The 16,033-nt window shown below is 68.6% G+C and carries 13 protein-coding genes and 2 pseudogenes; 11 read left to right on the top strand and 4 right to left on the bottom strand.

The annotated features are described in order from the left end of the window. Positions 1–100 precede the first annotated feature (100 nt). Entirely contained in the window at positions 101–3,124 is a 3,024-nt protein-coding gene (locus ACRDTB_RS00210) for an alpha-mannosidase (RefSeq protein WP_431427750.1), read from the top strand. Between the two features lie 38 nt (positions 3,125–3,162). Here ACRDTB_RS00210 and ACRDTB_RS00205 read toward each other — a convergent pair whose 3' ends face one another. Then, positions 3,163–3,528, bottom strand: a complete 366-nt coding sequence (locus ACRDTB_RS00205) for a helix-turn-helix domain-containing protein (RefSeq protein WP_431427749.1) — start codon at positions 3,526–3,528, stop codon at positions 3,163–3,165. Between ACRDTB_RS00205 and ACRDTB_RS00200 the strand changes: the two genes are divergently transcribed. Then, positions 3,517–4,086: a hypothetical protein gene (locus ACRDTB_RS00200; protein ID WP_431427748.1), complete on the top strand. Its 570-nt coding sequence runs from the start codon at positions 3,517–3,519 to the stop codon at positions 4,084–4,086. The two genes, ACRDTB_RS00205 and ACRDTB_RS00200, sit on opposite strands and share 12 nt — an antisense overlap. Then, entirely contained in the window at positions 3,981–4,487 is a 507-nt protein-coding gene (locus tag ACRDTB_RS00195) for an alpha-L-rhamnosidase C-terminal domain-containing protein (protein ID WP_431427747.1), read from the top strand. The genes ACRDTB_RS00200 and ACRDTB_RS00195 overlap by 106 nt, the downstream gene beginning before the upstream one ends. Before the next feature lie 32 nt (positions 4,488–4,519). On the opposite strand, the gene ACRDTB_RS00190 is transcribed toward ACRDTB_RS00195, so the two are convergent. After that, positions 4,520–5,110 carry a hypothetical protein gene (locus ACRDTB_RS00190; protein ID WP_431427746.1) on the bottom strand — a complete coding sequence of 197 codons (591 nt, stop codon included), beginning with the start codon at positions 5,108–5,110 and terminating at the stop codon, positions 4,520–4,522. A gap of 52 nt (positions 5,111–5,162) precedes the next feature. Here ACRDTB_RS00190 and ACRDTB_RS00185 point away from each other — a divergent pair, with 52 nt between their 5' ends. From ACRDTB_RS00185 to ACRDTB_RS00175, 3 genes and pseudogenes are all read left to right on the top strand, one after another. Further along, positions 5,163–5,921 carry a hypothetical protein gene (locus ACRDTB_RS00185; RefSeq protein WP_431427745.1) on the top strand — a complete coding sequence of 253 codons (759 nt, stop codon included), beginning with the start codon at positions 5,163–5,165 and terminating at the stop codon, positions 5,919–5,921. Between the two features lie 74 nt (positions 5,922–5,995). Beyond that, positions 5,996–6,181, top strand: a pseudogene (locus ACRDTB_RS00180) (SMI1/KNR4 family protein); the annotation flags it as partial. 431 nt (positions 6,182–6,612) lie between these two features. Next, entirely contained in the window at positions 6,613–7,644 is a 1,032-nt protein-coding gene (locus tag ACRDTB_RS00175) for a DUF3616 domain-containing protein (RefSeq protein ID WP_431427744.1), read from the top strand. 238 nt (positions 7,645–7,882) lie between these two features. On the opposite strand, the gene ACRDTB_RS00170 is transcribed toward ACRDTB_RS00175, so the two are convergent. Beyond that, complete coding sequence (locus tag ACRDTB_RS00170) at positions 7,883–8,260, bottom strand: hypothetical protein (protein WP_431427743.1); 378 nt, start codon at positions 8,258–8,260, stop codon at positions 7,883–7,885. A 646-nt stretch (positions 8,261–8,906) separates the two neighbouring features. On the opposite strand from ACRDTB_RS00170, the gene ACRDTB_RS00165 reads away from it, so the two are divergent. From ACRDTB_RS00165 to ACRDTB_RS00150, 4 genes and pseudogenes are all read left to right on the top strand, one after another. Further along, on the top strand, positions 8,907–9,674 hold the full coding sequence (locus ACRDTB_RS00165) for a hypothetical protein (protein WP_431427742.1): 768 nt from the start codon (positions 8,907–8,909) through the stop codon (positions 9,672–9,674). 56 nt (positions 9,675–9,730) lie between these two features. Beyond that, a complete protein-coding gene (locus ACRDTB_RS00160) occupies positions 9,731–10,282 on the top strand; it encodes a hypothetical protein (protein WP_431427741.1) in 552 nt (183 codons plus the stop codon). Beyond that, positions 10,279–12,987: an MAB_1171c family putative transporter gene (locus ACRDTB_RS00155; protein WP_431427740.1), complete on the top strand. Its 2,709-nt coding sequence runs from the start codon at positions 10,279–10,281 to the stop codon at positions 12,985–12,987. Before ACRDTB_RS00160 ends, ACRDTB_RS00155 begins: the two co-directional genes overlap by 4 nt. Before the next feature lie 120 nt (positions 12,988–13,107). Continuing rightward, positions 13,108–13,509 (top strand): annotated as a pseudogene (locus tag ACRDTB_RS00150) (transposase); the annotation flags it as partial. 821 nt (positions 13,510–14,330) lie between these two features. Here the strand turns inward: ACRDTB_RS00150 and ACRDTB_RS00145 are convergent. Beyond that, positions 14,331–15,320, bottom strand: coding sequence for an LLM class oxidoreductase (locus ACRDTB_RS00145; RefSeq protein WP_431427739.1), 990 nt, complete (start codon positions 15,318–15,320; stop codon positions 14,331–14,333). Between the two features lie 53 nt (positions 15,321–15,373). Between ACRDTB_RS00145 and ACRDTB_RS00140 the strand changes: the two genes are divergently transcribed. Continuing rightward, the gene (locus tag ACRDTB_RS00140) at positions 15,374–15,952 is read left to right on the top strand and encodes a TetR/AcrR family transcriptional regulator (protein ID WP_431427737.1); all 579 of its coding nucleotides are present in this window, start codon (positions 15,374–15,376) and stop codon (positions 15,950–15,952) included. Positions 15,953–16,033: the final 81 nt, after the last annotated feature.

Raw genomic sequence — 16,033 nt, 5'->3', positions numbered from 1 at the left:
TCCGGATCGACGTGGGAGCAGGGCGGTGGCCCGTGCTACGTTCCGGCCCCATTCTGCACCCCGCCCGAGCAAGCGCTGACGAACACGGAGCGGCAACCCCATGCACGACAACAGAGTCCTGATCGAGCAGCGGATCGGCCGGGTACTTCGGGAGCGTATCCGCCCGGCGGTGTACCGGAGCTCGGTCCCGGCGCGGGTCGAGGTGTGGCACGCGCCCGGCGAGCCGGTTCCCTCTTCGGTGGGGATGGCCGCGACCTATACGCCTTGCCAGGTGGGTGATCTGTGGGGGCGGCCGTGGGGAACCAGCTGGTTCCGGATCACCGCGTCGGTGCCCGACGAGTGGGCGCAGCGCACGGTCGAAGCGCTGATCGATCTCGGCTTCGACGGCACCAGGCCCGGGTTCCAGTGCGAGGGCCTCGTCTACCGGCCGGACGGCAGCCCGGTGAAGGGGATCGGCCCGATGTCCACCTGGGTGCGGATCGGTGCCCCGGCGGTCGGTGGGGAGCAGGTCGAGCTGTACGTGGAAGCCGCGGCCAACCCGGTGATCCTCGGCTCGTTCGAGCCGACCGAGCTCGGTGATCCCGCGACGGCCGGCGCGGCACCGCTGTACCGCATCGGCCGGGTCGAGATCGCGGTGTTCGACGAGCAGGTATGGGAGCTCGTCCACGACATCGAGGTGCTGGATCAACTGATGCGTGAGCTGAGCACGGAAAGTGGTCGCCGCTGGGAGATCCTGCGTGCCCTGGGCCGGGCGATGGACGCGGTGGACCCGCGGGACGTGTCCGGCACGGCGAAGGCCGCACGGGCCGAGCTGAGCGACGTGCTCGCCGCTCCCGCGCATGCCAGCGCGCACCGTATCTCGGCGGTCGGGCACGCGCACATCGACTCCGCCTGGCTGTGGCCGCTGCGGGAGACCGTCCGCAAGGTGGCCAGAACGGCGTCGAACATGACCGCACTGATGGACGAGCACCCGGAGTTCGTGTTCGCGATGTCCCAGGCGCAGCAGCTGGCCTGGCTCAAGGAGCACCATCCGCCGGTCTACGCACGGGTGCGGGAGAAGATCGAGACCGGCCAGTTCGTCCCGGTCGGCGGGATGTGGGTAGAGGCCGACACCAACATGCCCGGCGGCGAGGCCATGGCGCGACAGTTCGTGCACGGCAAGCGCTTCTTCCTCGACGAGTTCGGCATCGAGACCGACGAGGTCTGGCTGCCGGACTCGTTCGGCTACAGCGCGGCGCTGCCGCAGCTCGTGCTGCTGTCCGGGTCCACGTACTTCCTCACGCAGAAGATCTCGTGGAACCAGCAGAACACGTTCCCGCACCACACGTTCCGCTGGGAGGGGATCGACGGGTCCAGGGTCTTCACCCACTTTCCGCCGGCCGACACCTACTGCTCGGAGATCTCCGGCGCGGAGCTGGCGCACGCCGCCCGAAACTTCGCCGAGAAGGGTGACGCCCGGCGTTCGATGGTGCCGTTCGGCTGGGGCGATGGCGGTGGCGGACCCACCCGCGAGATGCTCGCCCGCGCCGCCCGGCTGGCCGACCTGGACGGTTCGCCCACCGTCACGGTCGAGGCGCCCGCCGAGTTCTTCCGGAAGGCGTGCGAGGAGTACCCCAACGCGCCGGTCTGGGTCGGTGAGCTCTACCTGGAGTTCCACCGCGGCACGTACACCAGCCAGGCCGAGACCAAGCGCGGCAACCGGCGCAGCGAGCACCTGCTGCGGGAGGCCGAGCTGTGGGCGGCGACCGCGGCGGTTCGGCACGGCCACCCGTACCCGCACGACGAGCTCGACCGGATCTGGAAGACCGTGCTGCTCAACCAGTTCCACGACATCCTGCCCGGCTCGTCGATCGCGTGGGTCCACCAGCAGGCCGAGCGCGACCACGCGGCCGTGGCCGACGAGCTGGCGGGGCTCACCTCGTCGGCTCAGCGCGTGCTGGCGGGCGAGGGTGGAGAGCCCGTCGCGTTCAACGCCGCACCGCACGCACGCGACGGGGTGCCCGCCGGCGGGGCCGCTCTCGCCTCCATTTCGGACACCCCACCCGTCACCGTCACCGCACGGGACGGCGGGTTCGTCCTGACCAACGGTCTACTCGAGACGGTCGTCGACTCGCGGGGTCTGGTCACCTCGTTGTTCGACCGGGTGGCCGGGCGGGAGGTCGTCGCCCCCGGTGCCGCGGCGAACCTCCTGCAGCTGCATCCGGACCTGCCGAACACCTGGGACGCCTGGAACGTCGACGAGTTCTACCGCAACACGGTCACCGACCTCGTCGACGCCGACGAGGTCGCCGTGCACGCCGACGACCGGCGGCACGTCGCGGTCCGGGTCGTGCGGTCGTTCTCCTCCTCGACGGTCACCCAGACAGTGACGCTGCGCGCGGACACGCGGCGGCTGGAGATCGACACCGAGGTGGACTGGCACGAGGTGGAGGCGTTCCTCAAGCTGGCCTTCCCGCTGGACGTGCACACCGACCGGTCGGCGGCGGAGACCCAGTTCGGGCACGTGTACCGGCCGACGCACCACAACACCAGCTGGGACGCGGCCAAGTTCGAGATCTGCGCGCACCGGTGGGTGCACCTCGGCGAGCCGGGATACGGTGTCGCGCTGGTCAACGACGCCACCTACGGCCACGACGTGACCCGGTCCGCGAGGGACGGCGGCGGGACGACCACCACGCTGCGCGCGTCGCTGCTACGCGCACCCCGTTTCCCCGATCCCGACACCGATCACGGCAGGCACGCGTTCCGGCACGCGCTCGTCGTCGGCGCCACCATCGGCGACGCCGTGCGCGAGGGCTACTCGATCAACCTGCCGATGCGGGTGACCGCTGGTTCGCGCGCTGTCCCGCCGCTGGTGACGGTGGACAACCCGGCCGTGGTCGTGGAGTCGGTGAAGCTCGCGGAGGACCGCTCCGGCGACGTGGTCGTCCGGCTGTACGAGGCCACCGGAGCCCGCGCCACCGCCCGGGTCACCGCGAGCTTCCCGGTATCCCGGCTGGTGTCCACCGACCTGCTCGAGCGGGAGTGGGCGCGGTCGACCGAGTACGAGCCGACCGAGTCCGGGGCGACCGTCCACTTTCGACCATTCCAGATCGTCACGCTGCGCTGCCACCGCACCGTGTAGCTCGCCGGGTCAGTGCGCGCGCCGGAACTGCGATGGGGTCATGCCGGTGATCCGGCGGACCGCTTGGACAGGTGGTACTCGTCGCTGAAGCCGACGAGCCGGGCGATCTCCCGGCCCGGCAACGAGGTGTGCCGCATCAGCTCCTGCGCCGCGACGACCCGACGATGCAGGCGGTACCGGGCCGGCGGCAACCCGAGCGCGGCCTGGAACCGTTTGCGCCACGACTCGTAGCCCATCCCGACCGCCGCGGCCACCGCGGCGAGGTCGAGCCGGGCGGCCAGATCCTCACCGAGCCGCCGCTGCGACTCGTCCAGCCAGCCGCCGGCCGCCGCCGGCTGGTGCGGGGCGGGGCGTTGTTGATCTCGACCAGCAGCCTCGAGCCCAACGGCACCGTGCTCGACCACGGCTACGAGACGATCCTCTACGTACAACAGCTCCGGCAGGCGGCGCTGCTCGCCGAGGCCCTCGGCGGCGAGTACGCCGAGCACGCGCCCGGCTGGCGGCAGCGGGCCGACGCGGCCGCCGAGGCGCTGTCGGCCGTGCTGTGGAACCCCGATGCCGGGGCGTTCCTCAGCTCGCTCACCGAGTCGTGCCATCCGACCTACGGCAACGCCATCGCGGTGACCGGCTCGTTCGGCGCCGCGGCCGGCCTCTCGCCGAGCGTCACCACGCCGCGGCGGGTGGACGCGATCCTCGACCACCTGACGACCTACGTGAAGCCGTGGGGCTACGGCGGCAGCGACGATGGCGATGCCTGCCCGTTCTTCGAGTTCAGCACCGAGGACCTCGTCTACGGGCAGTCCAACGCCTACGTGGCCAACGCGCTGTACCAGGCCGGCCGGAGGCGGCACTGGATGTGCTGCGCCGGACCTACGGCTGGCAGCTCGACCGCGACCCCGGCACGCTGTGGGAGGGCTACGGGCTCGGCGGTCGCACCGACGGCTTCTTCGGCACCTACTTGACCAGCATGACCCACGGGCACATGGCCGGCGCCGCCGCGGTGCTCACCAACCACGTGCTCGGCGTCGCGCCGGCCGACTTCGGGTTCCGCGCGGTCGACATCGTTCCCCGGCCGGGCGACGTGACGTGGGCACAGGGGCGGGTACCGACCCCGCACGGCGCGATCGACGTGGGCTGGCGCAAGGACGGCGACACGTTCCGGATGACCGTCGCCGTCCCGAAGGGGACCAGCGCGCGCGTGGGCGTGCCGACCTCCGGGGCGCCCGTGCGGATCACGGTCGACGGAGAGCTCGCCTGGGACGGCGCGGCCGGCCCCGGCCTCCACGCTCGCGCCGGCGGCGAGCACGTGTACCTGGACGACCTCCCGCCCGGTGACCACGAAGTCCTCGCCGTCCCCCGCTGAGCCGTCCGCCAGGGAGAAGAGACATGACACGGCTACCGGTCCTGGTCGCCACGATGACCCTGACGGCGCAGGTGTTGCTCGTCGGCCAGGCGCACGCACAGGTCGACTGCCGCGCGCTGGCACCGTCCGGCGACCCGTCGGCGAACCTCGCGACCATCGACACCTGTCTGTCCACAGGGGACAAGACGGCGCTCCTGCGGCCGGGGACCCATCCGGTCGACGGAACGATCACGCTGCCCGGTGACGCCGTTCTCGGTGCCGTCGACCGGAACGACCGGCCCCTGGTCCGGCTCGCGGCGAACCCCTCGGCGGTCGACGTCCTGGTGCGGATCACCGGCGGCGCGTCGCGCGCCGAGCACCTCCGGCTGGACGCGGCCGCCCGGCTGAACACCTCCGGCTGCTGCAACTCGGTGGTCTCGTTCGCCGGCGGCGACGACAGCGTGCTCGCCGACAGCGAGGTGCTGAACAACCCGGACGGCGTCGGGGTGTACCTCATCTGCTCGCGGTGCAGCGGAAACCTCCTGCTGCGCAACGACATCCACCAGCACACCTGGGGCGTCACCTTCGCGCGCTTCAACGACGGGCCGCAGTACGCCAACACCGTCGACGGTGGCCGGATCCACCAGAGCGCGTGCGACGCCATCACCTTCGGCGCCGGGGACGGCACCTACCGGCGTGGTGCGCGACGTCGAGGTGTTCCACAACGGCGGCCGGTGCCGCAACGGCATCCCGGGGGCGGGCGTGTACTCGGAGGGCAACGACGCCGGCGGCCGGATCGTGAACTCCGAGTTCTACGGCAACTGCGGCAACAACCTGGACCTCGTCAACAGCGAGAACCTGCACGTGGAGGGCAACCGGTCCCACCGGCCCGGCTTCCGGCACCCGGAGACCACCCTGCCGTCCTGCCAGGGCCTGCCGGTCATCCTGTTCGACATCGCCGACTCGCACGTCCTCGACAACGAGTTCCGCAACGACGAGGCCAACAACGTGCTCGGGAACATGCCCAGCTGGCGAACCCTGTTCTCCGCCGCCGGCGGCACGCCCTACGCCGACCTCGCCCACGGCGGCAACACCACGGTCGCGTTCCTGCTCGCCGAGCAGCCCGGCATCGCCAAGCACACCGTCCACAACCGCATCGGCGGCAACCGGATGAGCTTGGCCTGCGCGCCACCCTGCGTCGGCGTGGGCTACTTCGCCACCCGCGACACCGGGTTCGGCGCGAACGGAACCTGGTCCCCGCGGACCACGAACTACTACATCAACAACGACCCGACCGGTTCGAACGTGGGATCGCAGCGAGGCGGCGGGAACTGGTACGCCGCCGACAGCACCTGCACGACCGAGTCCTCGCCGGCGCCGTGCAACGCCGACGACCATCAGCACCCGACGTCGGTCAACTGGGCACGCAACGACGGCTTCCCCCACTACTACTGAACCGTCCCCAAACACCAGGCGACCAGAGCCGCAACCATGCCCGCGGGACTGCCAACGAGCCAACGGCGCACACAATGCTGAAGCAGTTGCAGAGAATCGTGCCTCCACCGGTCAGCCCCGTAGCGACCGGCTCGCCCGACCGTTGGGAACAGGTCGAAGCCGAGCTGGGCACGCGGCTCCCCGACGACTACAAGCAACTCGTCCACCTCTACGGCTCGGGCGAGTTCGGCGGGTACGTGATCCTCTACAACCCGTTCTGGGACGGCGAGGTCGGCAACCTTCTCCACGAGCGGTACGCGGACCGCGACCTGTACGAGCACCTCCGTGCGGTCGATCCTCAGGAGATGAAGCATCCCCCGCACCCGGTGGCGGGCGGGGTGCTTCCACTGGGGCGTGCGTACGGCCACATCCGGCCGTTCTGGGTCACTGAGGGCGACCCGAACGACTGGCCCGTCCTGCTCTCCGATCTGGGCGCGTCCGAGGAGATCACCAGGCCCCGGCTCGCTGACACGAAGCGAACATGGCGCAGGAGCCCGCCGCGTACTGGACCCATCTCCACGAGATCGCTCGCCCCTCCGAGCAGAGTCCACCAACTGCGACACCGCCGGCGACGGCGCGGGGCCAACGGCGCCTGCCTTGCGCAGCTGAGCGAGCGATGTCATGGACCCGATGACACTGGTACAACGATCGCATGGACATCGAACGCCGCATCTCCCTCCGGTTCGGCAGCGAGGCCGTGGAATCCGCGACACACGTCAACCTGTCGGCGGTGCGTACCGACGGTGACCATCTCTGGGTCGCCGGTGACGAGACCGCGACGGTGGAGCGGCTCAGTCTCGCCGACACCGACGAGTATTCCGACCACGTGACCTTCAGCCTCGCCGACGTCCTGACACTGCCCGGCGGCCCGGACGACGAGGTGGACGTCGAGGGACTCGCCCGCCATGGCCCCTACCTCTGGGCGGTGGGCTCACACGGCAGCAAGCGCAAGAAGATCAAGCCGCATCACTCCGACGCCAAGGCGGCGAGCCGGCTGGCGCGGGTGAGCGAGGAGCCGAGCCGACGAGTCCTGGCACGGCTGGCCATCGCCGACGGGGCGCCGGTGACGGTGACCCCCGACGGGCACCGCAGCGCGGCGCTGGGAACGCCGGGGATACTCGATCAGCTCCGCGATGATGACCACCTGTCGCCGTTCCTGACCATTCCGGGCAAGGACAACGGGTTCGACATCGAAGGCATCGCGGTGCACGGCCACCCGGGCCAGGAACGACTGTTCGTGGGGCTGCGCGGTCCCGTGCTGCGTGGCTGGGCGACGGTGCTGGAACTCGCACCGCGTGCGGAGGACGGGGCGTTGTCGCTGGCTCCGATCGCCGCAGGTACGCGGTATCGCAAGCATTTCCTGGACCTGGACGGCCTCGGCGTTCGGGATCTGTGCCGGCACGCGGACGACCTGCTGATTCTCGCTGGTCCCTCGATGGATCTGGATGGGCCGGTGCGGGTCTACCGATGGCGAGGCGCCGCCCTGATCGACGCGCCCGAGGTCGTCCACCGCTCGGAGCTGCACCACGAACTCGATCTGCCCTTCGGCGCGGGAACCGATCATGCGGAGGGCATCGCGGTGCTACCCGACGATGAGCTCCTCGTCGTCTACGACAGCCCCGACCCGGCCAGGATGCCCAAGCGCGGCACAGTGCTCGCCGACGTCGTGCGCCTGCCGGGCTGAGCGAACCAACCGCCATGCTCGACCCTCTCGCTACTCGCGGGGTGTGAGCCCGGACAGCTGCTCGGCCAGCTAAGCGGGTGGCCGGAGTCGTGGCGATCGGGCCGTCCTGCGGGCTGAAGGTCGCCGACCCGGCGCGGGAGCAGAGTGTCTCACGTGGCGGAATGAGGTTCCTCGAAGCACGTGAGCGTGGCGGTCGTATCGAATGGTGCGGTGCACCCAGCGTGAGTCGTCACGCCGGTCAGTGGCCTCGCCTGCGCAGGCGAACCGGCATCCGCTCACCCGGCACGCCCGTGCCCGGTGGGGCAGGGACGAGGACGCTCGGCGCGTCCTGATGATCAGGCGGGGGAAGCGTCAACAGGGCACGCAGTGTCCACACAGGATTATGGCCATACCACCACAGGACGTGCGTCGGGACGAACACGTCGGTGGTCGCGCTGGTCGGCGTCCGGTAGGCGTGTACGCCATCGTCGGCACTGGTCATCACGAGCACGTCGGCGCAGTTGTCCCACCGGCATACGAACCCGTTGACATCGGGACCGTGCCGGTCTATGCGGTAGCCGTGCCACAGGTAGCCGCGCTTACCGAGTTGCTCCAGCAGTTCGTTCAGCTCGTCCATGTCTGTCGTCAGGCGTCGTCGATCGGCTCGCTCGGCCAGTAAGTCGCGGACGAGAAAGTGGGAGCCGGCCATCACGGCACCCACGTGGAGTTACGGACCACGACACAAATTGGCGGGAACCACCGGAGTGCACGGGCACAGATTCGCACCTGCCGGGGTACGGGCGCGAACCACCCAGGAGCACGCAAGAGACCGGCGCTCAACAGCGGCCCGCCCGACCGGTCTGGCGGTACTGGAGGACGTGGGCAACCCCGGCGGGGACCAGCTCGCCCCAACCCCGCGTATCGAGTTCGCTGACCGCGCGGGACTCAGATGCCCGGAACTCCGCCGGAACCTGGTCAGCAGTCGTTAGGCTCGGCGCCATCGCCGCGCTCCAGCCGAGTAGGAAGCAAACCAGATTCCACTTCTGTATCGCGCGGACGTGACCTTTCGCGTCTGCAGCGGAACTTCACGGTTGTCACCGTACTGGTACGAACCGTTAGGATCAACTGCTGTGCTGAGCAGGCCGAGACGGATGACACACCAGCGGAATCGCGGAGAGGCGTCATGACCCGGTTCGCCGAGCCCGCGCCGACGCCGGCGGATCCGGTGTCTGGTCCCCGTGACGAGGTGTGGTCCTCGCCGAGCGTGTGCCGGAGGCGCGGTCATGGCTTACGGTGAGCAGCGGTCGTTTGCCGCCATCCTGGACGAGCTGTGCGCACGCCCGGTCAGCCGTCGCCGGCGGTACACGAACGTCGAGCTCGCGGAGATCATCCGCTCCCATGGCGGCGAGATCACTCATACCTACATCTCGCAGCTGCGCAAGGGTGACAAGGACAATCCCACCTGCCGAACCATCGAGGATCTGGCGGACGCGCTGGGCGTGCACCCCGCCTGCTTCGTCGGCGGTCGTCAGAATCTGAGCCCCGGTGAGCGCCCGCGGTGGCGCCGCGATGCGCTGAGGCGTTTGTTCGACGCCGTGCATCCACACGACCGTGGACCGTTCTCACCGGAAGAGGTCGCCGCCGCGATCGGGCGTGATGGTCAGTTCGGCTCCATCTCGCCGAGCTACGTTCGCGAACTGCTGGCCGGCACGAGTGACAACCCACGGTTGAAACACATCCTGGCGCTCGCTCACCATTTCGGCGCGGATCCGGCCTATTTCTTCGACGAGGACCTGGCCAGCCGGGTCGACGACCAGTTGGAAACCCGGCTGGCGATGGACAGGCTCGGTGTCAACGCCGTCATCCTGCGGGCGGCTGAGCAGGATGCGTCGCCGGAAGTACGAAACAAGATCCTGCTCGCTCTCGCTCGAGCATTGAACCCCGGTGTGTCGGCCGACGACACCATCAGGCAAGTTCTGGAGGCACAACCCACCTGGCAGGAACCCAGCGCCGACCCCGAGGGAACTGACGATGACGGCACCCAACGGTGACTCGGTAGCGGTTCCGCGCGACGTTGTGCCATTCCTCGCATGGGGACGGTGATGGCATGAAGGCAAAGCAGCTACGGGCATTGCGCGACGAGTTGATCCGTGACCTCGAGCTGGACAAGTCAGCGACCACCGAGATGGTGTGCGTCCGGCTGTGCCACGTGATGGCCCAGCGCCTCCAGCGGGATATCAAGCTGCGGTTCGACGACCTGGGCGGCGGTGGCCTCAGCGGGCTGTGGGCGGTGACCGATGACGACGTGCACGTCATCATCGTGACCACGACCAGGAGCTGGGTACACCGGCTGCATATCGTCCTACACGAGCTCGCGCACATGATCTGTGGGCACAAACCGGCGCGGCTCGACGCCGAGGAAGGCGCTCGCCTGCTCTACCCCGACCTGTCTCCCCGGATGCTCAAGACCCTTGCCGGCCGAACGGACATGACGCGACGGGAAGAGCGTGAGGCCGACCGCGTCGCCGCCGCGTTGGGCCGGGGGCTCATCGAGTGGGCGCGGCAGCAGGAGGTTGAGCCGTTCCCGCCGGAGGGAGACGGTCACGTGACGCGGGCGTGGTACACATTCGGGTTCTCATCCCAGCGAGGACAGCAGTGAAGGACGCCGTTTTTCTGGCCTGCTCGCTCGGAAGCTGGGTGCTGTTCGGCTACAAGTACCGGGCGCTGCTGCACGCTCCCCCCGAACGTAAACGCCTGATCCTTCCGGTCCTGGGTTCGAGTTCGACCGCCGCCTTGGGATTCCTGTGTATCACCCCCGTGGTTGGAGTGAATCTCGATCGGCTGGTCGGCATCCCGAACCTTTCGGTACTGGGGGTGGCGGTCTTCAGCGTCATGCTGGTCTGCGCCCTGCGCGTCATGATCCTGAACTGGCGGCATCCGCTGGAGCGGGCGCGGCGGACAACGCGGTGGACCGTGTTCTTCTACGGGCTCGTCATCGCGATAATGATCACGCTCTTCGCGCTGGCGCCGGCAACCGAGGAACACCACCACGACTTCGTCCCGGTGCTCGCGACGGTGGACTACCTCGGTGAGTTCCTGGTGCTCTTCTTGTGCGTCTACACGGGGAGCATGATAAATATCGCCTACCTGTGCCTGCGATGGGCCAGCGACACGCCAGCGAACCAACCATGGCTGCGCCGCGGGCTTCGTCTCATCTCGGTCGGAATCCTGTTCCCCATCGCATACGGCGTCGTCTCGCTCACCGCCATCGTGGGCACCTGGTTCGGAGCTGACCTCTATTACTGGGGCGTCATGGCGCCAGACATCACCGGCGCGGGGGTGCCGCTATCCCTCGTGGGCCTCACCATCGCCATGTGGGGCCCACGGCTGCCGGCAGCCCGACACTGGGTCGTCCAGCGCAAGGCCGATCTGATGGATTACTGGCAGCTACGCCCCTTGTGGCGGACCTTGAAACCCGTCGATCCCGCCATGGTGCATGCTCCCGGATCGCTGCGGGAAAGGTTCAGCCCCGGGTCCCGGCTCTTCTTTCGCATCATCGAGATCAACGACTGGCTCCACCAGTTGCGTGGCTATCACGATCCGAGGGTGGCGGAAATCCTGGCGCGGCGTGGTGGAGACCCCGACCTGGCCATCGGCGACATGCTGGCGGCACGGGAAGCGGCTCACATCAAGGCCGCGTTGGTCGCCAGGACCCACGGTAAGGCGGCCGCCGACACGGCTGCCTCGGACCAGTACGACACGCCTGGCGAGACCAGCCACGCCTTCGCCAGCGAACGTGCCCGGCTGGTCCTAACGGCGCGGGCTCTCACCAGCCCGTTGGTCGACGACGTGCTGCGGAACAGCACCGAGCGCGGAGCCGGCCAAGAACGCCGGATGAGTCGGTCGGTGCTGTCAACTGGCTGTCAGCCAGCGCAGGGGGCAGGGGCCCATCGGAAGGATGCTGACATGCCGACTGGGCGGACAACGCACGGCTTGGTGCTTGGCGGCGGCTTGGCCGGGATGCTGGCCGCGCTCGTACTCACTCGACACGTGGATGCCGTGACGATCGTCGAGCGGGACCGGCTGCCGGATGGTCCCGGGGACCGTAAGGGCGTTCCGCACGCCCGCCACGTCCACCTGCTCGTGGCCGGCGGTGCCCGTGCCCTTGACGAGTTGTTGCCCGGCACCACCGACACATTGATCGCCTCCGGCGCACACCGCCTCGGCGTGCCGAACCAGTTCGTCGCGTCGACCCCGCAGGGATGGACGCGACGCTTCGACGAGACGCACTACATCATCAGCTGTAGTCGCGGCCTCGTCGACTGGGTGGTGCGCGAGCAGGTTCTGCGCGACGAGCGCATCGAGGTCGTACAGGCTGCCGACGTCATCGGCTTATCCGGCGACCCGGAGCGGATAACCGGAGGCCGACTGCGACACCGCGAAACCGCGACCACCAGGCACATCGACGCCGACTTCGTGGTCGACGCCACCGGCTACAACTCTGGCGCGGCACGCTGGCTGACCGAACTCGGGCTTCCCGCCGTGAGCGAAGACCGCATCGATCCGGGCATCTTCTACGCATCCCGGATCTACCGGGCACCCGCCGATGCACCGCAGGGCTTTCCGTTGATTGCCATCTATTCCGACCCACGATCGACATCCGGCCTACGCGGAGGTGTGCTCACGCCCATCGAGGACGGCCGATGGCTTGTGACGGTCGCCGGAGTGCAAGACGGAACATCCATGACCGGCGAGCGCGGTTTCACCGAGTTCGTCCGCAACCTTCGCCATCCCATCATCGCCGACCTCATCGGTGCCGCACAGCCGTTGACCCGGCCGTATGGGTTCCGCCTCCCCGGCAACCACCGACGCAACTACGAACGGCTCACCCCGTGGCCGGACGGATTCGTCGTCCTCGGCGACGCCACATGCGTCTTCAACCCGGTGTACGGGCAGGGGATGTCGGTCGTCGCCCGTGGTGCACTCGCGCTGCGGGACGGGCTTCGGCAGTACGGGCTGAGACACGACGCGAGCCGCATACAACACGCCATCGCCCGCACGACCGACACCGCCTGGAACCTGGCCACCGCCCAGGACCTTCGGTACCCGACGACGCAAGGACCACGTCGAGGCCGGACCGCGAAGCTCCAGGACCTGTTCATGGATCGCCTCACCAGTGCGGCCACCGGCCGGCCGCACGTGACCGCCGCGTGGCTCGGGGTACTGACGCTGTCCGCTCCCCCACGTCGCCTGATGGCACCGGGCGTCGTGCTCGGCGCGATCCGCGGCCCCGGACGTCCACGCCTGAATGATCCACCATTGACCGCGCAGGAACTGCGCGTCATCACGAACCCGTCGACGTAGTCCAGGCGTCGCGGGCCCCTCGCAGAGTCCACCGTCCATGTCGGTCGCGGAGCCGTTGGCATGCCCACAACAAACCATCCACAAAGGACACCAGCCAACCCAGGGTTGACAGCGGGAGTCTGCATCGTCCACCTGCTGCGCAACAGCTTCCGCTACGCGGGCCACCAGCACTGGGATGCCATCGCCAAGGCACTCAAGCCGGTCTACACCGCACCGACCGAGGCCGCCGCCAAGGAACGGTTCGCCGACTTCGCCGAGACCTAGGGCGCCCGCTATCCGGCGATTATCCGACTATGGGACAACACCTGGGCCGAGTTCGTGCCCTTCCTCGCGTTCGACCCGGAGATCCGCCGGGTCATCTGCTCCACCAACGCGATCGAGAGCGTGAACGCCCGCATCCGCCGCGCGGTCAAGGCCCGCGGTCACTTCCCGACCGAGCAAGCCGCGCTCAAGTGCGTCTACCTCGTGACCCGCAGCCTGGACCCCACCGGCACCGGCCGCGCTCGATGGACGATGCGCTGGTTGAGTCGGCCCGTGGCGCGGTGCCGGCATTGCTGCCGGCCCGTTTCCGCGGGCCGCTCGCCGAACCCGGCGTGCGCCTCTCGACGCACCGGGCTCTCCACGACCAGTGCCGTTAGGCGTGGTTGGGCCGTACGAACGGGTTAGGGATTCGGTTTCCCCGATACCGATAGCGAGTAACCGTCACCGATGCGGGGTTGAACAACGCGACCTCATCGGCTGCGATCGGCAGCCACCGCCCGGTAGGGGTGGTGAATCGGCGGCGGAGTTCCTTCCACCTCCCGCGATGCCGTTTCATCAACCATCGCATCACTCGCTAGTCGGCGAAGTGTTTGAGGTTGCTGAGCGTGTGTTTAAACACGGCATACCGAAAATAGTTGACCAGCCGCGCAGGATCTGATTGATCCCGGCCCACATCCACCAGATTCGAGCCGGTAAAGCATTGAGAGGCTTTACAACATCGGTTCCTCGCGTATTCCTCTCGATCCCGCTTGCCGAACCCGCGCCATCTGGCAGTACCTGGCACGTCCCGGCTTTGTCAGGGCCGCTCCCACCCTCCCCAGCACCTCCCGGATCAGGCAGCCTCAACACCTACCCGGCCGCTGCGACGACCCGGCGGCAAAAAGTCTCCCACCTCCACTCAAGCCATAGAGCCTCACGGCGCACGAAACCAGCATCGAACGCCTTCGGCGGCCGCCTCGCCGCCGGACGCAAGTAGTCGTTCCTTCAACCCCGAGTTACACCGAACGTTTGACAGTCCCACGCCTCGCGATCCGGCCGGCGCGGTTGTTGGGTGGCGGTCTGGTTGCCGAACGGGACCAGCGTCAGAGTGACCCGACTGCGTGGCCGGTCACCGTCGGGAAACGCGGCAGCACGTGCTCGGCGAGCTCGTGCAGCACCTCGGAGGCGGGCCTGCGGCCGTATTTCAGGTTCAGCAGGACGTGGTTGACGCCGATATCGCGCAGCTGGCCCAGATGCTCGATCAGGTAGTCGCGACCGGTCCGGAAGCCGAGGTGGATGGCGCTCGGCCGAGTACCCGGATCTTCGGTCAGATCGACGTAGAGCGACTGGGAGAACGGCTTGGGCGCCGTGCCCGTCTCGTCGAGTGCCTGGTGCCATTGGGCCAGGACCTGGCGCTGCTCGCGGATGGGCCGCGGGTACATCAGCCACCCGTCCCCATGCTCGGCGATCCAGCCCAGGCTCTGCCGGCTGTTCCCGGTCACCAGCAACGGAATCCGCGCACCGGCCGGCTTCGGCAGCAGGTCGACGTCTCGCATCGTGCCGTATGGCGAGTCGATGGCCGGGAACTGCTCGGCCCACAACCGCCGTATCGAGTCTACGGCCGCTCGGAACAGCTCCCCGCTGTCGTCGCGGTTGCGCCCGAAGGCCGGAAACTCCACGCCGCGGTCGCCGGTGGCCGCGCCGAGCACCAGCCGCTGCCCGCTCAGCAGGTCCAGCGACGCCGCCGCCTTCGCCGTGTCGATCGGGTTGCGCAGCGGCAGCACGGTCGACCCGGTGGCGAGGGCGATTCGGCTGGTGCGGCCGGCGACGTGGGTCAGCCACACCCAGGGGTCGAATATCTGACCGGTGTCGCCGAACCCCGGGTCGAACAACGGCACGTCGCGCGCCCACAACGCGGCGAACCCGCATTCCTCGGCCCGAACCGCCGCGTCGGTCTGCTCGGCGACGTCCATGCGCGGGATCGGTCCCGCGTAGGACTCCAGCGGGAAGAGCAGGCCAAGGGTCAACTCTCCCGGTCGGTACATCGATGCGAAGCCGGGACGGTCGACGAGGCGGCTGTCGAACGACGTCATGAAGCCTCCAATTCTTGACCTGTAGGTACAAAATAGTCTAGCGTCCCCGAACCATGGGCAGACCCAGGAAGTTCGACGCGGACACGGTCGTCGAGCAGGCGATCGAGACATTTCGCGTGCACGGCTACGGGGACACGTCACCGCGGGCCCTGTCCGAGCGGCTCGGCATCGGCAAAGGCAGCCTGTACAACGCGTTCGGCAGCAAGCACGAACTGTTCCTGACGAGCCTCGAGCGCTACGCCGACGCGGCGCTCGCGGACCTGAAGGCGTTGATCGACAGCGAGCTCCCGATCCGCGACCGGGTTCGTCGCATGCTGCTCGAGGCCATCGACTCCGACCTCAGCGACCCGGAGCGATGCGGCTGCCTCGTCGTCAACTCCGCGACCGAGCTCGGCAGTCGCGACCACGAGGCGAGGCGGGTGCTCGGCCACTCGTTCGAAGCCACGGCCGCGGTGCTGCACGGCGCGTTCCTCGACGCCCAGCACGCCGGCGAGATCGCGGCCGACCGCGACGCGCAGGCCCTCGCCGGCCTGGTGCAGAGCGCCATGATCGGCCTGCGAGTGCTCGTGAAGACGACCGACGACCGCGCTCGCCTCGAGTCGATCGTCGACGCCACTGTGGCGGCGATCTAGGAAAACCGTTGCGGCACAGGTAATTTCACCAATCTTTCTTGTACCCAGAGTTCAAATACTGCCGAACGGAGTGAGGAAGAC

Source organism: Actinophytocola sp. (assembly GCF_050699935.1).
In the GTDB taxonomy this organism is placed as follows: domain Bacteria; phylum Actinomycetota; class Actinomycetes; order Mycobacteriales; family Pseudonocardiaceae; genus Actinophytocola.
This window is presented reverse-complemented; position numbering and strand designations above follow the sequence as displayed.